At 55.1% G+C, this 25,689-nt stretch carries 24 protein-coding genes; 20 read left to right on the top strand and 4 right to left on the bottom strand.

From position 1 onward, the window contains the following. Nucleotides 1-3: 3 nt before the first annotated feature. From amyA to fliD, 4 genes are read right to left on the bottom strand one after another with little or no spacing between them, the layout of a single operon-like run. Complete coding sequence (amyA, locus tag U9O48_RS14040; RefSeq protein WP_324722679.1) at nucleotides 4-1,491, bottom strand: alpha-amylase; 1,488 nt, start codon at nucleotides 1,489-1,491, stop codon at nucleotides 4-6. Nucleotides 1,492-1,543: 52 nt separating this feature from the next. Next, the gene (gene fliT / locus U9O48_RS14035) at nucleotides 1,544-1,918 is read right to left on the bottom strand and encodes a flagella biosynthesis regulatory protein FliT (RefSeq protein WP_282495405.1); all 375 of its coding nucleotides are present in this window, start codon (nucleotides 1,916-1,918) and stop codon (nucleotides 1,544-1,546) included. Next, nucleotides 1,918-2,328 (bottom strand): flagellar export chaperone FliS, encoded by a 411-nt coding sequence (gene fliS, locus U9O48_RS14030; protein WP_282495406.1) that lies wholly within the window; start codon nucleotides 2,326-2,328, stop codon nucleotides 1,918-1,920. The genes fliT and fliS overlap by 1 nt, the downstream gene beginning before the upstream one ends. A gap of 16 nt (nucleotides 2,329-2,344) precedes the next feature. Next, nucleotides 2,345-3,790, bottom strand: a complete 1,446-nt coding sequence (fliD, locus tag U9O48_RS14025; protein WP_324722678.1) for a flagellar filament capping protein FliD — start codon at nucleotides 3,788-3,790, stop codon at nucleotides 2,345-2,347. 387 nt (nucleotides 3,791-4,177) lie between these two features. Between fliD and U9O48_RS14020 the strand changes: the two genes are divergently transcribed. The 20 genes from U9O48_RS14020 to tcyJ all read left to right on the top strand — a co-directional run bounded on the left by U9O48_RS14020 (nucleotide 4,178) and on the right by tcyJ (nucleotide 25,662). Then, complete coding sequence (locus U9O48_RS14020) at nucleotides 4,178-5,014, top strand: flagellin (protein WP_282495408.1); 837 nt, start codon at nucleotides 4,178-4,180, stop codon at nucleotides 5,012-5,014. Nucleotides 5,015-5,244: 230 nt separating this feature from the next. Further along, a complete protein-coding gene (locus U9O48_RS14015; protein WP_324722677.1) occupies nucleotides 5,245-6,081 on the top strand; it encodes a flagellin in 837 nt (278 codons plus the stop codon). A 235-nt stretch (nucleotides 6,082-6,316) separates the two neighbouring features. Beyond that, entirely contained in the window at nucleotides 6,317-7,153 is an 837-nt protein-coding gene (locus U9O48_RS14010; RefSeq protein WP_282495410.1) for a flagellin, read from the top strand. 234 nt (nucleotides 7,154-7,387) lie between these two features. Continuing rightward, entirely contained in the window at nucleotides 7,388-8,224 is an 837-nt protein-coding gene (locus tag U9O48_RS14005) for a flagellin (RefSeq protein WP_282495411.1), read from the top strand. Nucleotides 8,225-8,406: 182 nt separating this feature from the next. Beyond that, on the top strand, nucleotides 8,407-9,243 hold the full coding sequence (locus U9O48_RS14000) for a flagellin (RefSeq protein ID WP_282495412.1): 837 nt from the start codon (nucleotides 8,407-8,409) through the stop codon (nucleotides 9,241-9,243). Between the two features lie 214 nt (nucleotides 9,244-9,457). Next, nucleotides 9,458-10,882: a hypothetical protein gene (locus U9O48_RS13995; protein WP_324722676.1), complete on the top strand. Its 1,425-nt coding sequence runs from the start codon at nucleotides 9,458-9,460 to the stop codon at nucleotides 10,880-10,882. 47 nt (nucleotides 10,883-10,929) lie between these two features. Then, entirely contained in the window at nucleotides 10,930-14,280 is a 3,351-nt protein-coding gene (locus U9O48_RS13990) for a methyltransferase domain-containing protein (RefSeq protein WP_324722675.1), read from the top strand. Between the two features lie 63 nt (nucleotides 14,281-14,343). Continuing rightward, entirely contained in the window at nucleotides 14,344-15,504 is a 1,161-nt protein-coding gene (locus U9O48_RS13985) for a DegT/DnrJ/EryC1/StrS family aminotransferase (protein ID WP_282495415.1), read from the top strand. Then, nucleotides 15,501-16,139, top strand: a complete 639-nt coding sequence (locus U9O48_RS13980; protein WP_282495416.1) for an acetyltransferase — start codon at nucleotides 15,501-15,503, stop codon at nucleotides 16,137-16,139. The genes U9O48_RS13985 and U9O48_RS13980 overlap by 4 nt, the downstream gene beginning before the upstream one ends. A gap of 24 nt (nucleotides 16,140-16,163) precedes the next feature. Further along, on the top strand, nucleotides 16,164-16,403 hold the full coding sequence (locus U9O48_RS13975) for an acyl carrier protein (RefSeq protein WP_285144190.1): 240 nt from the start codon (nucleotides 16,164-16,166) through the stop codon (nucleotides 16,401-16,403). Between the two features lie 17 nt (nucleotides 16,404-16,420). Further along, nucleotides 16,421-17,167, top strand: a complete 747-nt coding sequence (locus U9O48_RS13970; protein WP_285149571.1) for an SDR family NAD(P)-dependent oxidoreductase — start codon at nucleotides 16,421-16,423, stop codon at nucleotides 17,165-17,167. Nucleotides 17,168-17,177: 10 nt separating this feature from the next. Next, nucleotides 17,178-17,921 carry an SDR family NAD(P)-dependent oxidoreductase gene (locus U9O48_RS13965; RefSeq protein WP_282495418.1) on the top strand — a complete coding sequence of 248 codons (744 nt, stop codon included), beginning with the start codon at nucleotides 17,178-17,180 and terminating at the stop codon, nucleotides 17,919-17,921. Beyond that, complete coding sequence (locus tag U9O48_RS13960) at nucleotides 17,918-18,727, top strand: transketolase (RefSeq protein WP_285154900.1); 810 nt, start codon at nucleotides 17,918-17,920, stop codon at nucleotides 18,725-18,727. The genes U9O48_RS13965 and U9O48_RS13960 overlap by 4 nt, the downstream gene beginning before the upstream one ends. Beyond that, a complete protein-coding gene (locus U9O48_RS13955) occupies nucleotides 18,724-19,692 on the top strand; it encodes a transketolase family protein (protein WP_285149425.1) in 969 nt (322 codons plus the stop codon). The genes U9O48_RS13960 and U9O48_RS13955 overlap by 4 nt, the downstream gene beginning before the upstream one ends. Continuing rightward, nucleotides 19,689-21,062: an AMP-binding protein gene (locus U9O48_RS13950; RefSeq protein ID WP_285149426.1), complete on the top strand. Its 1,374-nt coding sequence runs from the start codon at nucleotides 19,689-19,691 to the stop codon at nucleotides 21,060-21,062. The genes U9O48_RS13955 and U9O48_RS13950 overlap by 4 nt, the downstream gene beginning before the upstream one ends. Further along, nucleotides 21,055-22,137: an acyl-protein synthetase gene (locus U9O48_RS13945; RefSeq protein ID WP_285149427.1), complete on the top strand. Its 1,083-nt coding sequence runs from the start codon at nucleotides 21,055-21,057 to the stop codon at nucleotides 22,135-22,137. The genes U9O48_RS13950 and U9O48_RS13945 overlap by 8 nt, the downstream gene beginning before the upstream one ends. Continuing rightward, nucleotides 22,121-23,326, top strand: a complete 1,206-nt coding sequence (locus U9O48_RS13940) for an acyl-CoA reductase (RefSeq protein WP_285149428.1) — start codon at nucleotides 22,121-22,123, stop codon at nucleotides 23,324-23,326. Before U9O48_RS13945 ends, U9O48_RS13940 begins: the two co-directional genes overlap by 17 nt. 127 nt (nucleotides 23,327-23,453) lie before the next feature. Next, the gene (locus U9O48_RS13935) at nucleotides 23,454-24,173 is read left to right on the top strand and encodes an RNA polymerase sigma factor FliA (RefSeq protein WP_282495424.1); all 720 of its coding nucleotides are present in this window, start codon (nucleotides 23,454-23,456) and stop codon (nucleotides 24,171-24,173) included. A gap of 52 nt (nucleotides 24,174-24,225) precedes the next feature. Then, entirely contained in the window at nucleotides 24,226-24,777 is a 552-nt protein-coding gene (fliZ, locus tag U9O48_RS13930) for a flagella biosynthesis regulatory protein FliZ (protein WP_282495425.1), read from the top strand. 84 nt (nucleotides 24,778-24,861) lie between these two features. Further along, complete coding sequence (gene tcyJ, locus U9O48_RS13925) at nucleotides 24,862-25,662, top strand: cystine ABC transporter substrate-binding protein (RefSeq protein WP_282495426.1); 801 nt, start codon at nucleotides 24,862-24,864, stop codon at nucleotides 25,660-25,662. Nucleotides 25,663-25,689: the final 27 nt, after the last annotated feature.

The raw sequence follows: 25,689 nt of genomic DNA, 5'->3' as shown, positions 1-25,689 counted from the left end.
AAACTACAACACTTCCTCCATCACCCAGATACTCACGCTCCCGCCTTTGCAGGTGAATGTCCCTTCGCCGTCGGCGGCGGTGGTGACACTCTCTTCCCGGTTGCCGAGAAAATCACGCCAGCTCTTGTTGCCGTAATTCTCCCCGAGACACAGCACTTTTTCACCGTCGTCCCCGTTGGACATCACCACCACGCAGCCCGGATCTTCATCGGTACCGCTGCGGCTGAAGGCAATACAGTTGGGATGATTGAACCACAGCGTCTGCACGCCGTGGGCGAAACGCTGGCGGGCGAGGATCAGCTCGTGGAGCTGCTCGATAACCGGCATCACGATAGGATAAGTTTCCCCGTCGCCGCCGGTATCTTCATAGCTCGCGCCAAACAGATCCGGATAGAACACGCTCGGCACGCCGTTTTCGCGCAGCAAAATCAGGGCATAGGCCAGCGGTTTAAACCAGGCTTCCACCGGTGCCTCCAGCGCCTGCAAGGGCTGGGTGTCGTGGTTGGCGACCAGCGTCACGGCATGGAACGGATCCGCCTCCACCAACGTACCGGTGAAGATCTGACTCATATCGTAGTCGCGCCCCTGACGGGAGGCTTCGTGGAATTTCATCTGCAGCGGGGCATCGAAGAGCATGGTTTTGCCCTCGACCTGCTCGATGTATTGCTGGAGTTTATCAACTTCGTGGGACCAGTATTCCGCCACAATAAACAGGGGTTTGGGTGCCACTTCCTGCACGTGTTCAATCCACTCTTTATAGAACCAGGCCGGAATATGCTTCACCGCATCGAGACGAAAACCGTCGCAATGGGTTTGCTCCATCACCCAGCGCGCCCAGTATTTCAGCTCCTCCGTTACCGCGTGATTGCGAAAATCGATGTTTTCGCCCATCAGGTAATCGAAATTGCCCATCTCGTCGTCGACCTGATCGTTCCAGCCGTCGCCGCTGTAATCATTGACGATTTTGAAAATGCTGACTTCGTTGGGGTTTTCAATATGGTCGATGCCGCTAAAGCATTTGAAATCCCAGATAAACTCGGAGTATTTCCCGCCCCGGACGGGGAAGGTGTAGCGGGTCCAGGCTTCGCATTCGATGATCTCATCATCAATCTGCGTCCGGTCCTGCTCATTCACTCGCTGCACGCGAATCGACTCTTTCTCATCCGCGCCCATTTTGTGGTTCACTACCACGTCGAGCAGTACGGCGATCTCATTGCTTTTTAAGGCGTCGATGGCCTCCAGCAGCTGCGCTTTATCGCCGTATTTGGTGGCGACAGACCCTTTTTGATCAAACTCACCGAGATCGAACAGATCGTAAGAGTCATATCCGACGGAATACCCGCCCGATGCCCCTTTGTAAGCCGGGGGCAGCCAGATCATGTTGATGCCGATTTCGTTGAGATTGGGGGCCAGCGCCGTCACTTCCCGCCACAGCTCGCCGCCAGTGGGGTAATACCAGTGAAAACATTGTAACAGAGTGGGGTTTTTCATCTTCCGTGCTCCAGAAGCCGTTAGGCTGACTTCTGGAGTATGGATGATGAAATCATAGTTGGTTATCGCGAGTCAGACTTTCTGGATAAAGAATATTTCCGGAAAGCTTGCCATAGGCCGAAGTTATGGACTGTTGTTTCGTCGTTTGGTCGATGAGATTACGCAGCTCATCCATGCGGATAGCCAGCAGCTCTTTTAGCTCTTTCTCATTTTTCAGCACCATCTCTAACAGGTATCGCGCCTGTTCAATCTGGGCCGCATGAGCAGATGGTATAGAATTCTGCGAGATGCGTTCAACCAACTGCACATAGGAGATTTCGTGGGCGATGAGCTCATCCCACTGGCCGGAATGAGCAAGTTTTAACATCGCCAGGCTAAGGCTGTGCAGGGCCTGCCAGTCGTTAAGAGCGGTGCTGGGATTCGTCATCAAAATTTATCCTGGAGAGAGGAAACGGTCGGGCCTATCTGTTTCCACGCATCCGCAATGTTATTTAATATACCCTCGATCTCGACAATGGCCTCGACGTCATTACGCAGGTTAGCGTGTAACAGACGTCGAACCATGTAGTCGTACAGTGCAGCGAGGTTGCCAGGCAACTCGCTATCAACCTCCATGTTCAGTCCCGCTTTTAAGCCATTATCGATAATGTTGATCGCTTTCGATAAGGCTTCACCTTTCTCGGCAATTTTCCCCTCTTCGAGGAAAAGCCGGGCGCGAACCAGGGCACTAAGTGCCCCGTCGAAAAGCATGACCACAAGCTGATGTGGAGTTGCGCTCAGAACCGCGCTCTCCAGCCCGACCTGCTGATAGGCTCGGGCGCCGTTTTGTGCATACATATACGTTCCTTAACCGCTAAGAACTAAATTGCTTGGTGAGGTAAGCGGCGGTGTTATTCAGCTTGCTCATCATGGTGTCCAGGTTAGTGAACTGACTTTTATAACGCGCCATGGTGGCATCAATACTGGCTTCCATCGCGGTGTAGCGCTGATCCAGAGACTTCAGCGTACTGTTGATCCCGTCGGTGGCGTTCTTGATGATCCCTTCTTTACCGGTTGTGGTGCTGAGCATCCCGGTGAGTACCGTGGACATCTGCGTCGCCAGACCGGTCTTTTTACCGTCGCCCACGAAGTAGGCCTGTACGGCATCCGGGCTTTCACTCAGCACTTTGGTCAGTTTGGCGTCGTCGACTTTCAGGTTGCCCATGGAGCCATCGGCACCCACGGTTGGATCCTGCGTCACGCCCAGCTGAGCCATAATCGAGAACGCCCCGTCCTGTACGTTAGTCAGCAGGCTGCGCAGCTGAGACTGTACGGAACGCACGGTGTTATCACCCAGCAGCGCACCATTGCTGGTGGACTGATCGGCGCCGGCATCCACTTTCACGTACTTGGTGACCGTGGCGATGGTGGACTGCAGGGCGTTATAGGAGGTGACCCAGTCGTTTACCGCTTTTTTGGTGGCATCGGTAGAGCGGGTAACATCCAGATTTTCACTCTTGGTGCTTTCTGCCTTCAGGCTTAAGGTCACGCCCGGCAGCGCATCGCTGATGGTGTTGGTTGAACGCTCGATTTCGATGTCGTTCACCACCACTTTGGCGTTTTGCGAAGCCGTTTGCTGATTCATGGCACCGGTGTGGGTGGATGAATCAAAACCAATGATGTTCTGAAGCGCATCATCGCCGGTCACGGAGACCGTCATGTCGTTCGCGGTGCCGGTGGTTTTTGATGCCAGCATCAGCGTAAACGCACCGTCTTTGGCTTTAACGACCGTTGCGTTGACGCCGCCATTCGCTTTGTTGATCGCGTTAGCGATGCCGCTCAGGCTGGTGTCACCGTCTTCCAGCGTTACGCTGATCGGCTTATCAATGCCTGGCTGAGAAATTGTCAGAGTACGCGTGGTACCTGTGGTGCTGCCCAGCAGTGCGGTTGAGCTGGTCTGGCTGTCAGTGGTCAATACCTGTGCTTTAGCCAGCGCTTTAACCTGAACCGAATACGAACCCACTGCCGCACCTGCCGTGGTGGTGGCGCTGAACGCGGTATTGGTCGAACCAATGGTGGCAGCGTTCCAGGTATCGTTCTTGGCCAGAGCCGCAGTCGCGGTGTTCAGGTTCTGCATCGCGCTTTGCAGTTTACTAAAGGCACTCAGCTGCGCATTAAAGGAAGACTGCTGCGTGGTAATGGTATTGAGCTTCGTTTTTTCCGCTGTCTCAAGGTTCGTGTACAGCGAACTCAGGTCCAGTCCAGAGCCGACCCCCATGCTGGTTATCGTCGCCCCTGAGGTAGTGATTGTACTTGCCATTAATTCATTTCCTTTAGCCAATGGTAGTTTCAGATACTTATCGGCGACTTCTGGAGATAGTTTACGTTTTAGTTAAAAAAATTATCGACGGAATAACGCGCAACGATGCGGTCATATGCCTCTATTGCGGTCTGGAGGTATAAAGAAGGGAAGGGCAAGAGAGTTAAGCGTGGATTAATAATTTAGCTTAGTACACCTGTTGAATTAACATCTGAAGAGAATGATGAGGCATTTACAGGATTTAAAACGCATTAAATACAAATAGTTATAATTTTTCTGACTTAAGTTCTAAAGTCTTATTCAGACCCGTCGATAACCTTCATAACGCTGAGAGACGCCGTGAGTCACCGGCACTTACTCATAACACTATATTGAAGGAATCGAACCATGGCCGTTATTAATACCAACCTGCTGTCCCTGACCACTCAGAACAACCTGAACAAATCTCAGTCTTCTCTGGGCACCGCTATCGAGCGTCTGTCCTCTGGTCTGCGCATAAACAGCTCTAAAGACGATGCTGCTGGTCAGGCGATTGCAAACCGTATGACCTCTCAGGTTAAAGGCATGACTCAGGCAGCGCGTAACGCCAACGACGGTATCTCCCTGGTGCAGACCGCGGAAGGTAACCTGAACGAGATCAACACCAACTTACAGCGTATCCGTGAGCTGGCCGTGCAGGCTGCGAACGACACCAACGGCACGACTGACCTGGACTCCATCAACACGGAAATCACCCAGCGTCTGTCTGAAATCGACCGTATCGCCGGCGGCGCGAACTTCAACGGCAAAAACCTGCTGAACGGTTCTGTATCTACCGCGCTGAAAATTCAGGTTGGCGCAGGTGTTTCTTCTAACGACACCATCGCAATTGACAGCTCTGCGCTGATCAACGCCACCTCCGGTTCTCTGAGCACCACCCTGAGCACCACCATCGCGGGCAACTCCTCTGCACAGACCGTCATCTCTGCTGCTGACGCCGCTATCGCGAAAATCGATACCGCACGTTCTAACATGGGTGCGATTCAGAACCGTTTCGAATCCACCATCAACAACCTGAACAACTCCATCAACAACCTGTCTGCGGCCCAGTCCCGTATCCAGGATGCTGACTACGCGACCGAAGTGTCCAACATGTCCCGCTCGCAGATCCTGCAGCAGGCGGGTACTTCAGTGCTGTCTCAGGCGAACCAGGTTCCTCAGGCGATGCTGTCCCTGCTGCGTTAATTTCGCAGAATCTTTAACAAAGGGTTGCTGGAAACAGCGGCCCTTTTTTTATCGTTTTTCACCAGCCCCACTGCCGCTCATTTTTGTCAGAGAAGTCCGCCCCTGATAGCGATCTATTTTTAGCGAAAGGTCTAAAGTCTTTCTCCAGTTCGTCGATAACCTTAATAACGCTGAGAGCTGCCGTGAGTGACCGGTACCGACTCATAACACTACATTAAAGGAATCGAACCATGGCCGTTATTAACACCAACCTGCTGTCCCTGACCACTCAGAACAACCTGAACAAATCACAGTCTTCTCTGGGCACTGCTATTGAGCGTCTGTCTTCTGGTCTGCGTATCAACAGCTCTAAAGACGATGCAGCGGGTCAGGCGATTGCTAACCGTATGACCTCTCAGGTTAAAGGCATGACTCAGGCGGCGCGTAACGCCAACGACGGTATCTCCCTGGTGCAGACCGCGGAAGGTAACCTGAACGAGATCAACACCAACTTACAGCGTATCCGTGAGCTGGCCGTACAGGCCGCGAACGACACCAACGGCACGACTGACCTGGACTCCATCAACACGGAAATCACACAGCGTCTGTCTGAAATCGACCGTATCGCTGGCGGCGCGAACTTCAACGGCAAAAACCTGCTGAACGGTTCTGTATCTACCGCTCTGAAAATCCAGGTTGGCGCAGGTGTTTCTTCTAACGACACCATCGCAATTGACAGCTCTGCGCTGATCAACGCCACTTCCGGTACCCTGAGCAGCACCCTGAGCACCACTATCGCGGGCAACTCCTCAGCGCAGACCGTGATCTCTGCTGCTGACGCCGCTATCGCGAAAATCGATACCGCACGTTCTAACATGGGTGCGATTCAGAACCGTTTCGAGTCCACCATCAACAACCTGAACAACTCCATCAACAACCTGTCTGCGGCTCAGTCCCGTATCCAGGATGCTGACTACGCGACCGAAGTCTCTAACATGTCCCGCTCGCAGATCCTGCAGCAGGCGGGTACTTCTGTGCTGTCTCAGGCGAACCAGGTTCCTCAGGCGATGCTGTCCCTGCTGCGTTAATTTCGCAAAAATATCGAAAAGGGTTGCTGGAAACAGCGGCCCTTTTTTTTTGCCTGCGGTTTTTTATTAATTTAGGTGAAATTAATTTTTATTAGGGAAATAAAAAGATGGGGGGGATCTATTTTTAGTGAAATAGCTAAAGTCTTTCCCTTATTCGTCGATAACCTTAATAACGGTGAGAGATACCGCAGGTGCCTGGCACTGACTTTTAAAACTTATTTGAAGGAATTCAATCATGGCAGTTATTAATACCAACCTGTTGTCCCTGACCACTCAGAACAACCTGAACAAATCACAGTCTTCTCTGGGCACTGCTATTGAGCGTCTGTCTTCTGGTCTGCGTATCAACAGCTCTAAAGACGATGCAGCGGGTCAGGCGATTGCTAACCGTATGACCTCTCAGGTTAAAGGTATGACTCAGGCGGCACGTAACGCCAACGACGGTATCTCCCTGGTGCAGACCGCGGAAGGTAACCTGAATGAGATCAACACCAACTTACAGCGTATCCGTGAGCTGGCCGTACAGGCCGCGAACGACACCAACGGCACAACTGACCTGGACTCCATCAACACGGAAATCACCCAGCGTCTGTCTGAAATCGACCGTATCGCTGGCGGCGCAAACTTCAACGGCAAAAACCTGCTGAACGGCTCTGTGTCTACTTCCCTGAAAATCCAGGTAGGCGCAGGTGTGTCTTCTAACGACACCATCGCGATTGACAGCACTGCGCTGATCAACGCCACTTCCGGTTCTCTGAGCACCACCCTGAGCACCACTATCGCGGGCAACTCCACGGCTCAGACCGTTATTTCCGCAGCTGACGCCGCTATCGCGAAAATCGATACCGCACGTTCTAACATGGGTGCGATTCAGAACCGTTTCGAATCAACCATCAACAACCTGAATAACTCCATCAACAACCTGTCTGCGGCACAGTCCCGCGTACAGGACGCTGACTACGCGACCGAAGTCTCCAACATGTCCCGCTCGCAGATCCTGCAGCAGGCCGGTACGTCTGTTCTGTCCCAGGCGAACCAGGTTCCTCAGGCGATGCTCTCTCTGCTGCGTTAATTTCGCAGAAATATCCAAAAGGGTTGCTGGAAACAGCAGCCCTTTTTTTTGCATATTATTTATTAATAAATTTGGTGAATCTAATTTTTATTAAGTAAATAAACCAAAGAGGGCGAATTATTTTTAGCGAAATATCTAAAGTCTTCCCTTAATACGTCGATAATCTTAATAACGGTGAGAGACGCCGCGAGTGCCTGGCACTGACTTATAAAACTAAATTGAAGGAATTTAATCATGGCAGTTATCAATACAAACCTGTTGTCCCTGACCACTCAGAACAACCTGAACAAATCTCAGTCTTCTCTGGGTACCGCTATCGAGCGTCTGTCTTCTGGTCTGCGCATCAACAGCTCTAAAGACGATGCAGCGGGTCAGGCGATTGCTAACCGTATGACCTCCCAGGTTAAAGGTATGACTCAGGCGGCGCGTAACGCCAACGACGGTATCTCCCTGGTGCAGACCGCGGAAGGTAACCTGAACGAGATCAACACCAACTTACAGCGTATCCGTGAACTGGCCGTACAGGCCGCGAACGACACCAACGGCTCAACCGACCTGGACTCCATCAACACGGAAATCACCCAGCGTCTGTCTGAAATTGACCGTATCGCTGGCGGCGCGAACTTCAACGGCAAAAACCTGCTGAACGGTTCTGTGTCTACTTCCCTGAAAATTCAGGTAGGTGCGGGTGTTTCTTCTAACGACACCATCGCGATTGACAGCACGGCGCTGATCAACGCCACTTCCGGTACCCTGAGCTCCACCCTGAGCACGGCGATCAGCAACAACGCCTCAGCACAGACCGTCATCTCTGCCGCTGACGCCGCTATCGCGAAAATCGATACCGCACGTTCTAACATGGGTGCGATTCAGAACCGTTTCGAATCAACCATCAATAACCTGAATAACTCCATCAACAACCTGTCTGCAGCACAGTCCCGCGTACAGGATGCTGACTACGCGACCGAAGTGTCCAACATGTCCCGCTCGCAGATCCTGCAGCAGGCCGGTACTTCAGTGCTGTCTCAGGCGAACCAGGTTCCTCAGGCGATGCTGTCTCTGCTGCGTTAATTTCGCAGAAAGAACAAAGGGGTTGCTGGAAACAGCAGCCCTTTTTTAGGTCTGCGGGACTTCGATCTTTTTTTTACAAAATATCTAAAGTCTTAGTTCATGCCGTCGATAACTGTAATAACGGTGTGAGACGCCGTAAGTGACAGGCACCGACCCTGCAAACCTAACTAAGGAATTTAATCATGGCAGTTATCAATACCAACCTGTTGTCCCTGACGACTCAGAACAACCTGAACAAATCTCAGTCTTCTCTGGGCACCGCCATCGAGCGTCTTTCTTCTGGTCTGCGTATCAACAGCTCTAAAGACGATGCTGCTGGTCAGGCGATTGCTAACCGTATGACCTCTCAGGTTAAAGGCATGACTCAGGCGGCGCGTAACGCCAACGACGGTATCTCCCTGGTGCAGACCGCGGAAGGTAACCTGAACGAGATCAACACCAACTTACAGCGTATCCGTGAACTGGCCGTACAGGCAGCGAACGACACCAACGGCACGACTGACCTGGACTCCATCAACACGGAAATCACCCAGCGTCTGTCTGAAATTGACCGTATCGCTGGCGGCGCGAACTTCAACGGCAAAAACCTGCTGAACGGCTCTGTTTCTACCGCTCTGAAAATCCAGGTTGGCGCAGGTGTTTCTTCTAACGACACCATCGCAATTGACAGCTCTGCGCTGATCAACGCCACTTCCGGTACCCTGAGCAGCACCCTGAGCACCTCTATCGCAGGCAACTCCTCTGCGCAGACCGTGATCTCTGCTGCTGACGCCGCTATCGCGAAAATCGATACCGCACGTTCTAACATGGGTGCGATTCAGAACCGTTTCGAATCTACCATCAACAACCTGAACAACTCCATCAACAACCTGTCTGCGGCACAGTCCCGTATCCAGGATGCTGACTACGCGACCGAAGTTTCCAACATGTCCCGCTCGCAGATCCTGCAGCAGGCTGGTACTTCTGTGCTGTCTCAGGCGAACCAGGTTCCTCAGGCGATGCTGTCCCTGCTGCGTTAATTTCGCAAAATTCTTAAGAAAGGGTTGCTGGAAACAGCAGCCTTTTTTTTTGCCCCTGAAAGATGAATAACGTCAGCGACGCGCATTTCTAAACTCGAAAATAAGGCGCTGATTTAGGTTTTGTTCCCGCCATTATGGTTGCCCCCGCAGTGATAACCTTTCAACCTCTGCAGAATCGGTTAAAAAACGCATTATCACAGGTTAATACATCACTATGACAACTTACGCTCGCACCAGAGCCATGCACCAATATTATCGGGATGTATTCACCCGTGAAATCTATCTGCCTGAAGCCGATGCCCTGCCAGCCCATATCGTGGTGGAGATCCTCAACTACGCCAACGCCGATCTTCGTTCGCTGGAAGGCATGCTGAACGCGGCGGAAACCGAGTTAGATCCCGATCAGGATCGCGCTATCAAGCTGATGATGAGCGCGGTCGCGCTGGCGAACGGCGCCTTTGATAGCCGCTCGGACGGGCAGCAAGTGCCACTGTCAGCCGAAACCATCGCGCTGATCACAAGCCAGGTCGTTGAGGCGATGCAGCTTTCAAACAGTGTCCATTTCCTGGTCGCCTCCATTCAGATCCTGTTCCGCGTCAACGAAATTGACTCGGTGCTGTTCCTGATCACCAACAACCTTTCAACACTCAGCGAAATCCCGAGCGTGCTGAAAATCCTGCTGCTCATCTGTCTGATGGAAGAGGATTACAACCAGGCGCTGGTGATTGTTCAGCAGCTCACGGCGAATGCCGACCTGATTGGCGAAGATCGCATGACGCTGATCATGGTGGTGTGCAGCATCTATAAGCTCGGCGGTTTCCCGGATTCATTTATCGACTTCCGCCCGCTGAGTTTACCCGCGCCGAAGCTCGATGCGTCGCGCTACGAATGGCTTATCGCCCCAGAAGATAACGGTAAAACCACGGTGATGGTGGCCTGTGACAAGGGTTACTACTATCAGCACGCCGTCGCGCTGCTGCTCTCGATTTATGAGACTAACGGCAGCGATCTGAACGTCCATTTCCATATCTATAACTGCGATGCGGAGATGATTTCGCATCTGCAGGGGCTGGGTAAGACGCTGCCGGGGCTGAATCTGTCGCTCAGCAGCGAATACTTTGCCGCGGTCCAGGCCGTGAATGTGCACTACGCCTGCCGCCGCTTTATCTTCCTGAGCCACGCGCTTGAGAAAATTAACGGGCCGATCATGGTCCTGGATGCCGACTGCCTGGTGAGAAAATCCTGGGCTGAGGTGAAAGCGCGCTACCAGGATAACGAACTGATCGTCTCGCACCACGACGGTCTGCCCCTGTGGGAGCAGATCCCGGCCGGATTCGTCTATACCCGCGGCGGCGCGATCTCGAAAAAATACTTCGCCGCTGTCGGCCACTTTATCGACGTCAACCTGGCAAGCGAGAAGGCCGAGTGGTTCCTCGATCAAATTGCGCTCTCATTCTCCGTCGATGCCTTAACGCCCGTTGAGCAAATGAACATTGGCCGCGAGCCGACGGCGGAACTGATCGACATTAAGCACTCCGATAACGCTTTTAGCTGGGTGGTGACCACCAGTAAAAATGCGGCGGGGCGCTATCAGGATTACAAAAAACAGCTGTGCAGCAAATATCTGCCTGACGCGTGATGCTCCGGCAAGGAACGTTTTAATTTTCTCATTTGGATAAGCTTATCGTGACACGCGTTTACTCTGCTATCAGCCAGACTCCCGTCGCTCTTCATGCGGCGGCCTCGCTCTATCATGCTTCGAGCGTCACCCCCGACCAGGCGCGAATTCTGGAGCTGGGCTGTGGTGATGGGGAAGGGCTGGTGGCGAACGCGCTGGCCTGGCCAGAGAGTGTGGCGATCGGTGTTGACGTCCATGAAGAAGAGATCGCCCTCGGGAAGGCTAAGATTGCGCAATTTTCGCTGGGCAACCTTGAGCTTCATCATGCCGGGCTCGCGGATCTGCTCGCTTCCGATTTAGGGGAGTTCGACTACATCGTGCTGCGAGGACTCTTCTCGCTGATGGGCGGCGACGAGCGAATCGCGCTGCTCTCCTGGTGCCAGTCACACCTTTCATCCCAGGGGGTGATTGCCCTTCACTGGCCGGTGTTACCTGGCGCGCAGGAGAGCAAAACCTTACAGGATGCGCTCTGTTTTCACGCCGGAAGCGCAGCGGATATCGACGCGCAAATTGATTCCGCGCGCGGGATGCTCAGCTATCTGGCGATGACCCTGCCGGAAGGCAGCTTAAAAGATCAGGTCACCCGCGCAGAAAAAAGCAACGATCTGACGCTGGCGTTGCGCTATCTCAGTCACAGCCATCAGGGCGACTACTTTGTCGATTTTCAGCAGGTTATTGCTGATACCGGATTGAGCTATCTCGGCGACGCCGTTCCGCAGAGCGAGACGGCGAGCTTCTACGGCACCAAAGTGGCGCAGATGCATGGCCTGATCAGCCGCGGCAGCACGCGCGCCAACAGCCAGCAGTATCTCGATTTTGCCACCGGCCGGAGCGAGCGTTTCAGCCTGCTGATCCACCCGACGACGGTCTCTTTTGCCGAGGAGCCAGACCTCGAATCCATCGAGCATCTGCACTGGGCGGGCTGCTTCAAGCGTCAGACCAACGGCAGCGGGGTGATGGCCAACGGGCATATCGGCCAGGACGGCACGCCGCTCAGAACGGACAATAAAACCACGCTGCAGATCCTCGATGTGCTGTCCGAAGTCTGGCCGTTAAGCCTGAGCTTCGAGCAGCTGCTTTTCCACTGCCGTTTCCCGGAAGAGACCACCCGCGATCATCGCGCTGAGCTGGTTTCATCCCTGCAGGATCTGCTGTCAAACGCCATCAGCGGGCTGATGATCTCCGCCGTGCCTTGCGCCTATAACCTGGCGACCGACGACGTTTTGCGTCCCATCGTCCCTGTCACCGAGGCCGCTTTTGCCGGTAAGGGCGATATCACGCTGCAAAACTACTGGGGCCAGCCCGTCACGCTCAGCCTTGATGAGTGGCGTTTTGCGACGGATGCACAGCAGTGGCAGGGCGCAGCCAACTGGCCGCGCTTTTGCGCGCTGCGGGATAAAGGGCTGTTGACCGGCTCCATCGCCGCCTGGCGCAACGCCCTGCAAGAATTCATGAAATCTGACGATCTGGCGGTGATCAAACAGGTCTATATCGGCCTGCTGATGTTCAGCTGCGAGCGTAAATACGGCGGATTTTCCCTCACGCCGGATCTGAAACAGACCCCCGTCGGCAGCGATGAGCAGTACGACAGCCTGTACGATGAGGTCAACGCCTTGATCCAGCAGGGGCGGCATAAACAAGCCCGCGACCGGGTGGCGGATTTACTCAAAGACGATCCGGACAACGTGCATTTGCTGCGCTGTCAGGCCCGCTCCAGCCTGCTGATGGAGCAGTGGCAACCGTCACTGCTCATCAGTAGCCGCCTGCTGGGACACTATTCCATGCACTGGGATAGCTATTACGATCTGGCGACGGCGCTGTTTAAAATCGACGAACTGCTCGAAGCGCGCAAGCTGCTGCGGGCCTTGTTGCGCATTGACGATCAAAACGCGAACTGCTGGAACCTGCTGGCGTGCCTGTTCCATTCCCGACGCGAGATGGCGGTTGCCGAGAAATGCGCGCGGCAGGCGATCCGTCTGGCGGCGGACGTGCCGTATTTCCTGAGCATCATGGGGATTATCCTCAGCGATAACCAAAAAATACCCGATGCGCGCTATTTCCTTGAGAAATCTCTGTCGCTGAAAGGCGATGATTTAAACACCTTCACCAGCCTGCTGTTTGTCCTGAGCCATGATGTCAGTTTGTCGCCCGCCGACCTGTTTTCTGTCCATCAGAAATATGGCCGCCAGGTGAACGAGATGTGCCAGTCCCAGCAGGTGACGATTCACCATGCGGGCAGCAAAGATCCCCAGCGCAAGCTGCGCGTTGGCTTTGTCTCGGGCGATCTCCGTAACCATCCGGTCAGCAATTTCTTCCTGCCGTTCTGGGACAACCTGAACCGCGAGCACTTCGATCTTATCGGCTACAGCACCATTGATAAAACCGATGAGGTGAGTGAGCACTATGCCCGCACATCGGCTATCTGGCGCATGGCGACGGAGTACAGCGACGCGGAGCTGGCGAAGCAGATTGCCGAAGATCAGATTGATATTCTGGTCGACCTGTCGGGCCACACCACGGGAACCCGTCTGCCGGTCTTTGGCTTTAAACCTGCGCCGGTGCAGATGACCTGGATTGGTTATCCGGGAACGTCAGGGCTGGATCAGATGGACTATCGCATCACCACGCCGGGGCTGGGTAAGCCTGGCGAAATGGACGATCAGTACACTGAAAAACTGCTCTATATGCCGCTGCGCAGCTTCTTTGCCCCGAGCGAACTCAGCCCGGAGGTTAACCCGCTGCCGGCGCTCAGCAATGGCTACTTCACCTACGGCAGCTTCAACCGTCCGAAGAAACTGAACAATGAGGTCTTCGCCTTGTGGGCGCAGATCATGTCGCGTAACCCGACCGCGAAGCTGCTGATTGGCTTTATGGACGATGACGAGATGATTGCCCGTTATCGCAAGAAGCTCTGCGCGCTGGGCGTGCTGGAGTCGCAGCTGATTTTCCGCAAAACAACCGATCTCGAAACCTACCTGCGCATGCATCACGAAGTGGATCTGATGCTGGACTCCTTCCCGTATACCGGTGGCACGACAACCAGCCACGGCGTCTGGATGGGCGTTCCGACGCTGAGTATTGCCGGGGCGACCACCGCGTCGCGCCAGGGGGTGGAGATCATGCACATCTACGGTCTGCAGCCGTTCGTCGCCACCACCCCGCAAGATTACGTCGAGCGCGCCGTTGGCTGGCAAAACCGTCTTCAGGAGCTGAACGACTGGCGCCAGAGCATGCGCAAAAACATGCCGCTGAAGCAGGATGGCTTTGACGTGGCCGCACCGCTGGAAAAAGCGCTGCGCAAGGCGTGGGAGATTTACTGCTCCGGGCAACCGGCACAGAGTTTTACGGTAGAAGAGTAGGGCGGTTCGTGGCGGCGTAAGCCGTCCGCGAGGGCAAACACAGGTTTATTTTGAAGGTGCGTTATGAAAAACAATGTCTACGTCACGAGCCCGCTGCTTCCGCCGCTCGAGGAGTTTATTCCTTACCTGGAGCAAATCTGGGAAAACAAGTTTTTAACTAACGGCGGTCAGTTTCACCAGCAGCTGGAAAAAGCGCTGGCGGAATATCTCGGCGTGGAGCACCTGTGTCTGTTCTCCAACGGCACGCTCGCACTGCTGACGGCACTGCAGGCGCTGCGCATCACCGGGGAAGTGATCACTACGCCGTACTCGTTTGTCGCCACCTCCCACTCGCTGCTGTGGAACGGCCTGACGCCGGTGTTTGCAGATATCGATCCGGTGACCTGCAATATCGATCCGGCGAAGATCGAACAGCTGATTACCCCGGCTACGTCCGCCATCCTGCCGGTTCACTGCTACGGCATTCCGTGCGACGTGGACGGCATCCAGAAGATCGCCGATGCCTGGGGCTTAAAGGTGATTTACGATGCGGCCCACGCCTTCGGCGTCAAAAAAGATGGCCAGAGCGTGCTGAACTGCGGCGATCTGTCGATTCTGAGCTTCCACGCCACCAAGGTGTTTAACACCTTTGAAGGCGGGGCGATTATCTGCCCGGATGCGCGCATGAAGCAGCGCATCGACTACCTGAAAAACTTCGGGTTCGCCGGGGAGACCACCGTGGTGGCTCCAGGCATCAACGCCAAGATGAACGAAGTGCAGGCCGCGTTTGGCCTGGTGCAGCTCCAGCATATTGACGGCGCACTGGCGGCCCGTCGCGCCATCTATGAGCGCTACTGTGAACTGCTGAGTGACATCGACGGGATTGAGTCCTTCAGCGCGCCGGACAATGTGGAGTGGAATCACGCTTACTACCCGGTTCTGGTGAACGAGAGCTATCCCCTTAGCCGCGACCAGCTCTATGACGTGCTGAAAGAAGAGAATATCTACTCGCGTCGCTACTTCTACCCGCTGATCAGCTCGTTTTCCATGTACCGGCATCTGCCTTCCGCCAGCCCGCAAAACCTGCCTGTCGCGGAAGGTATCTCGCAGAAAATTCTCTGCCTGCCGATTTTCCCGGATCTGAGCGAAAGCGATCAGGATCGCGTGGTGGCGATGATTCGCCAGTACAGCGCCGCGTCGGCGAATCAGCCGCTGGTGGCGCAGGTTGACGGAGAAGTGGCATGAAACTCGGTATTTACGGCGCAGGCGGCCTGGGGCGCGAAGTGTTAGTCCTGGCGCAGCAGCTCAACCAATCTTCCCGCTGGGAAGAGATCTTTTTTATCGATGACGTCACTGACGAAAACGTGGTCTCGGGCGTGCCGGTCCATCGTTTTGCCCTGCTGGATCATCAGTGCACGGAAGTAGTGATTGCGATTGGTGAACCGGCCGCGCGGCAGAAACTGGCCGAGAAAGTGCTCGCCAGAACCAGCCTGACGACGCTGATCCATCCTTCGGTCTTTATTCCGCCGGGGACGCATATTGGTGCCGGGGCGATTATCTGCGACCACGCCTTTATCTCCTGCGACGTCGACATTGGGGAAAACACCCTGATTCAGCCGCACGCCAGCGTCGGCCACGATACCCGCGTGGGGCCGCACTCTGTGGTCTCCAGCAACGTGACCCTGGCCGGACACTGTCTGGTGGGCAAGCGCGTGTTTATCGGCATGAATGTGGCGGTGAAAGAAAAAACCACCCTCGGCGCTGACGTTATCGTCGGGATGGGCAGTGCGGTGTTCAGCGATATTGCTGAAGAGTCCGTGGCCCTCGGGAATCCTGCTCGCGTGATGCGCAAAAATGAGCAAAAGAAAGTTTTTAAGTAATTGTTTTGTCTGGAGCTATTCGAAATGACTAATTTAATAAAGTACAACACGATTTTTGTCGAAACCTTTGAGATCACTGAAGACATCCTGCCTGGCTACAAATATCAGGACACCCCTTCCTGGGACTCCGTCGGTCATATGAGCATGATTGCGGCGCTGGAAGAGACCTTCGACATCATGCTGGACACCGAAGACATTATTGATTTCTCCTCCTGGGAAAAAGGGAAAGAGATCCTCAAAAAATATGATGTTGAAGTCGCCTGAATAAAGGAGGGGTGAGCATGTTACTGGCCGGGAAAACTGCCGTTGTGACGGGATGCCTGCAGGGAATAGGGAAGGCGACGCTGGTCGCCTTTGCCCGCCAGGGTGCGAACCTGTTTGCCTGCGTTCAGCAGGAGGATGAGGATTTTTTAACCTTTATTCGTGACCTGAGCGCAGAGCACGGCGTATCCATTACGCCGGTGAGCTTTGATTTGCTGGACGACGCGTCGATCAAACAAGCCGCGATGACCATTCAAAAAGCGAAACAGCCGATTGATATCCTGGTGAACGTGGCGGGCGTGACGCTCGATGCGCTGTTCCCGATGGTCACGCTCGATCAGCTGCAAAAAACCTTCACCATTAATTTCTTCTCGCAGATGGTGTTTACCCAGTACATGACCCGTCTGATGCTGCGCAATAAGCGCGGCAGCGTGATTAACATCGCCAGTATTTCCGGTATTGACGGCAACGTGGGCCAGCTCTCTTATTCCGCCTCCAAGGCGGCGATGATAGCGGCCACCAAAACATTGTCTGCCGAGCTGGGTCCGCAGGGCATCCGCGTAAACGCGGTGGCGCCCGGCGTGATCCAGACCGCGATGACGGAAAACCTGCCGCAGGCGGTGGTGGATGAAAAAATGGCGGCGGCCGCTATTCCGCGCCTGGGTCTGGCAGAAGAGGTGGCAAATACCCTCTGCTGGTTAGCGTCTGATGCGGCGGCTTACGTCACCGGTCAGGTTATCCGCGTCGACGGCGGGATTGGGCACTAAGGGGCTGACTATGCTGTTAAAAGATAAAAATGTCATTATTACCGGCTGCAAGCGCGGGATTGGTCGGGCGATGGTCGAGGCGTTTGCGTCTAATGGCGCCAATATTTACGCCCACGCCCGCAGCGCTGACGACGATTTTTTGACGGATATGGCCCAGACTGCCGCCCGTCACGGGGTGCAAATCTGGCCGCTCTGTTTTGATCTCACCGATTCGGCGGCGATGAAGCTGGCGGTCAAACAGCTGATGAGCGACAAACGCCCGCTACACGGCCTGGTGAACAACGCCGGGATTACCCTCAACGCCCTGTTCCAGATGACCACCGAGCAGGCGTTGCGTCAGCAGTTTGAAGTCAATTTCTTCTCGCTGTTCAACTTCACGCAATCCGTCTCCAAGCTGATGGCGCGCCAGAAGCAGGGGAGTATTGTCAATATCGCCTCGACGGCCGCGCAGGATGGCAACGCCGGGAAATCGGCGTATGGCGCATCCAAGGCGGCGGTGATCGCCCTGACGGAATCCATTGCCACCGAGCTGGGTGAAACCGGGATCCGCGCGAACTGCATCGCGCCGGGGATCACCGATACGGATATGCTGGAAACCCTTCCGGCTGCCATTATCGAAGCGACGCGCAATCAGACCGATCTGCGCCGTCTGGGCAATCCGTCCAACATCGCCGATGCGGCGGTGTTTTTAGTCTCCGATCTGGCGAGCTACATTACCGGCCAGACGCTGCGCGTGGACGGCGGTTTACGATGAGTCGCGTCGCTGAACTGCAGGCAGCCGCCCGTCAGATCCGCCGCTCGATGATCGACGTCGCGTTCAATGCGCCCGTGGACGGCGTGCATCTTGGCTCGGCGCTGTCGATGGTGGAGATCGCCACCGTCCTGTATGGCTCAGTGATGCGTTATTCGGCGGACAGTATGGCGAGCCAGGAGCGCGACCGCTTTTTACTGAGCAAGGGGCATGCCGCCCTCGCGCTCTATACCACGCTGCACCACTACGGCGTGTTGAGCGCGGAACAGCTGGCGACCTTCGATCACAGCGGCTCGCTTTTCCCGGCGCTGACGCCGATGAATCCGGCCCTGGGCATTGATTTCGCCGGTGGCTCTCTGGGGCTTGGCGTGGGCTTTGCCAGCGGGATCGCCTGGCATCAGCGTCTGAAACAGCAGCCGTGGCACAGCTACGTCGTGCTGGGTGATGGGGAATGCAATGAAGGCTCCATCTGGGAGAGCGCGATGTTTGCCGCGCACCACGGGTTAGATAACCTGACGGCGATTGTCGATGTGAACGGCTTCCAGTCGGATATCGCCTGCGAACAAACCCTCAAAATGAATTTCCCGGCCCTGTGGCAGGCCTGCGGCTGGCATGTCGAAACTTGCGACGGCCATGATATCGCAGCGCTCCAGCAGGCGTTCGCTGCACCTTCCCACGGCAAACCGAAAGCGGTGATCGCCGCTACCGTGAAAGGGAAAGGGATCTCCTTTATGGAACATAACAACGCGTTTCACCGCGCGAAACTCTCTGCGGCGCAGCGCCTTGCCGCCCTGGAGGAGCTGGTATGAATATCTCCGTCTCTCCGGCAGAGGTCCGGGCCTGGTCGATGATGGGCACGCGCGGCACCTTTGGCGTGACGCTTCTGAATCTCGCCCAGCAGAACCCCGATATCGTGGGGTTGACCGCAGATCTGGGGATTACCTCGGGCATGGAGCGTTTCAGCCATACCTTCCCCGAGCGCTATATCAACGTCGGCATTGCCGAGCAAAATCTGATTGGCGTGGCGGCAGGCATTGCCTCCCAGGGCAGCATTCCGTTTGCCACCACCTTCGCCAACTTCGCAGCACTGCGTTCCTGCGAGCAGATGCGCCATTACATGGGCTATCTGCAGGGCAATATTAAAGTGGTCGGGCTGGCGTCCGGGTTTGCGATGGGGATGTTTGGCACCACCCATTACGGGATTGAAGATATCGCCACGCTGCGCTCGATAGCCAATCTCACCATCCTGTCGCCTGCGGATGCGACGGCGACGGCACTGCTGACGCTCGCCGCGGCAGAACATACCGGGCCGGTCTATCTGCGCCTGACGGGAGGAATGCGCACGCCGATCGTCTATCGCGACGCGCAGACATTCACCCCTGGCAAAGCCAACCTGCTCCGCGAAGGCTCTGACGTGGCGCTGGTGGCGACCGGCAGCATGGTTTCAGCCTCGCTGAAAGCGGCGGAGATCCTCGCCGAGCGCGGGATCAGCTGCAGCGTTACCGATATGTTCACCATTAAGCCGCTGGATACGGAAGCGTTAAAAAATCAGTTCGGCTGCAAAATGATGGTGAGTCTTGAAGAGCATAGCGTCATTGGCGGACTGGGCAGCGCCGTTGCTGAGTTTCTGGTGACGCAGCAGCACGCGCCGCGTCTGCTAACCATTGGCATACCGCAGGGCTACGGCCCTGCGGGTGAGTATCAGTGGATGCTTGAGCAAAACGGCCTGACCGGGGCGCAGATTGCGGGCACGATCCTGGAGAACCTGTCATGACGCCATTCTGGCAGCTTGCTGCCGACAGCGATGCGGTTGCCGTGATCGACGACCAGGATACCGCGCTCACCTATCGCGAGCTGGCGCAGTCCGTTGCAGCCCTTGCCGAAACATTGCCAGCCCGCGCGCTGGTTTTTTGCTTATGCGATAACAGCCCCGGCGCGCTGGTGGGCTATCTGGCCTGCCTGAACGCCCGCGCGGTCCCGCTGATGCTGGATAAAACTATCGCCCCTGAACTCCTGCAACAGCTGCGAGAGATCTATCGTCCTGGCTTTATCTGGCAGCAGGGCGCGGACGGTTATGCGCTTGAGGATCTGCAGCAGCCAGCGCCGGAGATGGATGATTCCCTGGCCTTGCTAATTGCCACCTCCGGCTCGACCGGCAGCCCAAAACTGGTGCGTCAGAGCTATCAAAACCTGCTCTCGAACACCCGCAGCATTATTGATTATCTTGGCATCGACCGTCACGAGCGGGCGCTCGCCTGGCTGCCGATGAACTACGTCTACGGACTGTCGATTATCAACACCCATCTGGCGCAAGGGGCCACGCTGCTGCTGACCAACAGCGGCCCGGTGCAGCCGGGGTTCTGGCGTTTTGTGAAACAGCACGCCGCCACCTCGCTCTCCGGCGTGCCTTACAGCTGGGAAATACTGAAAAAACTGCGCTTTACCCGCATGGATCTTCCGTCGCTGAAAACCCTGACCCAGGCCGGAGGCAAACTGCGCCCGGAGCTGCACAGCGAGCTGACGGCGTGGGCGGCTGATAAAGGGTTACGCTTTTTCGTTATGTACGGCGCATCAGAAGCCACCTCGCGGATGGGCTATTTGCCTCCCGAGCTGGCGGCAGATCATCCGGGCGTGATGGGAAGGGCGATCCCGGGCGGCCGGTTTGCCCTTGAGGACGAAACCGGTGCGGAAATCACTGCCGCCGGTGAGTGCGGGGAGCTGATTTACTACGGTGAGAACGTCACGCTCGGGTATGCCACCTGTCGTGCGGATTTGGCCAAAGGCGACGAGCGCCGCGGGCGTCTGGCGACCGGGGATATGGCCAGCCGTAATGAGGCCGGGCTTTACACCATCGTCGGGCGTAAAACGCGCTTTCTGAAAGTCTTCGGCAACCGCGTCGGGCTGGATGAACTTGAGCATCTGGTGGTGAATGCATTCCCTTCCACCGAGTGTGTGGCGGTCGGGCGCGACGACAACGTGCAGGTGTTTATTACCGATGCGCATCAGGCAGAAGCGGTCAAAAGCTATCTGGCGAAAACCTGCCAACTGCACCACTCCGCATTCAGGGTGACGGGCATCGAGGCGATCCCGAAAAACCCGGCGGGGAAAACCTTATACCGTCAGCTGGAGGCATTGTGTGACTGAATTTGATGCCTGGCTCGAACATGGGCCCTACGCCTTAAAGCGCGACGAAAAACGCCAGCATCTGCTGGCGCGCATGCGCAGGCTGACGGAACATCATCAGCAGAATTGCGAGCCATACCGCAATATGTTGCAGGGGCTGGGCTGCGACGTGACCCGGCTGAATCAGCTTGAAGATGTGCCGTTTCTGCCCGTTTCGCTGTTCAAAACCCTGTCCCTGCAAAGCGTGCCGGAAGAAGAGGTGGTCAAAACCATGACCTCTTCTGGCACCACGGGGCAGCAGGTTTCGCGTATTTTCCTCGATAAAATGACCGCCGCGCGCCAGCAGAAAACGCTGGTGCGCATCGTGAGCCATTTTACCGGCGCAGGGCGATTGCCGATGCTGATCCTCGACACCCCGGCGGTGATGAAAGATCGCAACATGTTTTCCGCGCGTGGCGCGGGCATCCTCGGATTTTCGATGTTCGGCTCGGAGCGCTGCTGGGCGTTAACGGAATCCATGGATCTGGATGTGGAAGGCATCAGTGCGTTCCTGGAGCGTCATCAGGGGAAACCCATTCTGCTGTTTGGTTTTACCTTTATGGTCTGGCAGCATTTTTACCAGGCGTTAAAGGCCAGCGGCAAGTCTCTCAACTTAGAGAACGGGATCCTGATCCACGGCGGCGGCTGGAAAAAACTCCAGTCGCAGGCGGTTTCCGCCGCAGAGTTTGCCGATGCGCTGCACAGCGTGTGTGGCATTAAAAACATCTCTGACTATTACGGCATGGTGGAACAGACCGGCTGCATTTATATGCAGTGCGAGCAGGGTCATCTCCATGCCAGTATTTTCTCCGATGTGATCGTCCGCGATCCGCGCACGCTTTCTCCGTGCCCGCCGGGTCAACCCGGTATTATCCAGGTCCTGTCGACGATCCCGGAGTCCTATCCAGGGCATTCGCTGTTAACCGAAGATGAGGGGATCATCCTCGGGGAAGATGATTGTCCGTGCGGCAGGGCAGGAAAGTACTTCCGTATTCTTGGCCGACTGAAAAATGCAGAAATAAGAGGATGCAGTGACACCTATGCCGCAGAGTTTTGAATCATTACGCTTCCGGGTGGGTGACGGGCAGGTCCTGGCGCAGATGCCCGAGGCAAAGCCGCGTATGCCCTTTGATTCTGAAGTCATGGCATTCCTGCACAGCTTCTCGAAAATAGTACTGGCACTACCGCAGGCGCGTCCGCACAGCGATGTGATCTCACTCGCATTCTGGTGTCGAAAAGCGGCGCTGGAGAAAATGAAACAGACACTCCAGTATAAAGAGCGACTGTTGGGTCGGGGCGTTGCGTTTCATATTGCGCCGTCGAATGTGGCGGTCAATTTTGCCTACTCGCTGTTTGCCGGATTACTCACCGGAAATGCCAATGTTGTGCGCCTGCCGTCAAAAATGTTCGTGCAGGTCGATATTATTTGCGAGGCCCTTAATCAGGCGCTGCAACAACATGTTGCGATACGTGAATTGATCTGTCTGGTGCAATATGGGCATGAGCGCGAAATTAATAACGCGCTGTCAGCACTATCTCAGTCACGTTTAATTTGGGGCGGCGATAAAACCATTGCCTTAATTCGCCAGTCGCCGCTTTCCCCTCGCGCTGTCGATGTGGCCTTTGCGGATCGCTATTCCATTGCCATTATTCACGCCGATGAATATCTCGCCGCCGACAATAAACAACGCATCGCCCAAAACTTTTTTAACGATACCCTGTTAACCGATCAGCTGGCGTGTACCTCGCCAAAAGTGGTGGTATGGCTGGGAGAACGAAAAGCCGAGGCGCGCGCGCAGTTTTGGGCGCATTTTGAATCTTACCTGCAAGACAGGCCTGATCCCGAAGCCGTTTCGGTGGTGAAAACCCTCGCCGATTATTGCCAGCGGGCAGCCCAAAACCCGGCGTTAAAATATATTCCGTCCGGGACGCGACATATTTTCCGGGTAGAGGCAGAAGCGGTAAGTCAGGAGATGCTGGACACTCATCATGGGAATGGACTCTTTTATGAGTGGCTGGTGAATGACATCAGTGAAATTATGTCTATCTGCGGGGAAAAATGTCAGACTGTTGCGACATTCGGCGTATCAAGAAATAATATTGAGGCGTTTATTGTTAACCATGCCCCTAAAGGCGTTGATCGAATAGTTTCTTTTGGTGAAACCATGGAGTTTTCACTGCACTGGGACGGCTATGATCTGCTAAAAACATTAACGCGGACAATCACTTTGTCGCCTGACTATTAGTCGGGCGGCCCCCGTTTTCGCATTACCCCCCAAATAACCCCCGATTTCACCCACTATTCATCCGATTAAAACCCCTCCAGAATTGGATAATCATGCCGATAACTCAATTAACGCAGGGCTGTTTATCGTGAATTCACTCTATACCGCTGATGGTGTAATGGATAAACACTCGCTGTGGCAGCGTTATGTCCCGCTGGTGCGTCATGAAGCGTTGCGCCTCCAGGTGCGATTGCCGGCGAGTGTGGAACTGGACGACCTGCTACAGGCGGGCGGTATCGGGTTACTGAATGCAGTGGACCGGTACGACGCTCTGCAAGGAACGGCATTTACGACTTACGCAGTACAGCGTATTCGGGGTGCGATGCTGGACGAACTGCGCAGCCGTGACTGGGTGCCACGTAGTGTTCGCCGCAATGCCCGCGAAGTGGCACATGCAATAGGACAGCTGGAACAGGAACTGGGACGTAACGCGACGGAAACTGAAGTGGCGGAACGTCTTGGCATTGCTGTGGCAGATTATCGCCAGATGTTGCTCGATACCAATAACAGCCAGCTCTTCTCTTATGACGAGTGGCGTGAAGAGCATGGCGATAGCATCGAGCTGGTGACTGATGAAAATCAGCAACAAAACCCGTTACACCATTTACTGGAAGGTAATTTGCGCTCGCGCGTGATGGAAGCGATTGAAGCGTTACCGGAACGTGAGCAACTGGTGTTAACCCTCTACTACCAGGAAGAGCTGAATCTGAAGGAGATCGGCGCGGTACTGGAAGTCGGGGAGTCGCGGGTGAGCCAATTGCATAGTCAGGCCATCAAACGCTTACGGACCAAACTGGGTAAGTTATAGGCGATGAACGCCCGAAAAGTGCCGCACAACGTATTGACAACCAGGAGTTATCATGACGGTGCAGCAATCTAAAAGACGGCCTTTAAGCCGCTACCTAAAAGACTTTAAACACAGCCAGACGCATTGCGCCCACTGCAATAAGTTGCTCGACCGTATCACGCTGGTTCGTCGCGGCGAAATCGTGAATAAGATCGCGATCTCTCGTCTCGACACCCTGATGGATGAATCCGCGTGGCAGGCAGAGCAGCAGGAGTGGGTGGCACTCTGTCGATTCTGTGGCGATCTGCATTGCAAAGAGCAAAGCGATTTCTTCGACATCATCGGCTTTAAACAATTCCTGTTTGAGCAAACTGAGATGAGCCATGGCACCGTGCGCGAATATGTGGTTCGCCTGCGTCGCCTGGGTCAGCATCTGACACAGCAAAACATCTCCCGCGATCTGCTGGACACCGGTTATCTGGATGAGAATCTGGAGCCGTGGTTGCCTGCAACCAGCACCAACAACTATCGCATCGCCCTGCGTAAGTACGCGCAATATAAAGCGCAAATGCCGGGTGTGATGAAGCAGAAAGTCTACGCCGGAACAACTTCTGATATATATTAAAATTGAATAAGATGTAGCGGACTCGTGTTTGACGTTATAAACGAAAGCCCTACACTACTCAAAAACCACTATATCGGGGTCACTATGAAATTAGCACTTCTGGGTCGTCAGGCGCTGATGGGCGTCATGGCTGTTGCGCTGGTCGCAGGGATGAGCGCGAAAACCTTCGCCGCTGAAAATCTGCTGAATAAAGTGAAAGAACGCGGCACGCTGCTGGTGGGACTGGAAGGCACTTATCCGCCATTCAGTTTCCAGGGCGATGACGGCAAGCTGACCGGTTTCGAGGTCGAGTTTGCTGAAGAGCTGGCAAAACATCTGGGCGTGAAAGCCTCGCTGAAACCGACCAAATGGGACGGAATGCTGGCCTCGCTGGATTCCAAACGTATCGACGTGGTCATCAACCAGGTGACCATCTCTGACGAGCGTAAGAAGAAATATGATTTCTCGACGCCGTACACCGTCTCCGGTATTCAGGCGCTGGTGAAGAAGGGCAACGAAGGCACGATTAAATCTGCCGCCGATCTGAAAGGCAAAAAAGTGGGTGTGGGTCTTGGCACCAACTATGAAGAGTGGCTGCGCCAGAACGTGCAGGGCGTGGATATTCGTACCTATGATGATGACCCGACCAAATATCAGGATCTGCGCGTAGGCCGTATCGATGCCATCCTGGTTGACCGTCTGGCGGCGCTGGATCTGGTGAAGAAAACCAAAGACACCCTGGCCGTGGCCGGTGATGCCTTCTCCCGTCAGGAAGCCGGTGTGGCTATCCGCAAGGATAACCAGGACCTGGTCAAAGCGATCGACGATGCGATTGCTGAGATGCAAAAAGACGGCAGCCTCAAGGCGCTCTCCGAGAAGTGGTTCGGGGCAGACGTCACCAAGTAAGTCTTTCCCTGAAAAAAAGGCGCTTTT

The organism is Lelliottia sp. JS-SCA-14 (genome assembly GCF_035593345.1).
GTDB classification, from domain to species: domain Bacteria; phylum Pseudomonadota; class Gammaproteobacteria; order Enterobacterales; family Enterobacteriaceae; genus Enterobacter; species Enterobacter wanjuensis.
This window is presented reverse-complemented; position numbering and strand designations above follow the sequence as displayed.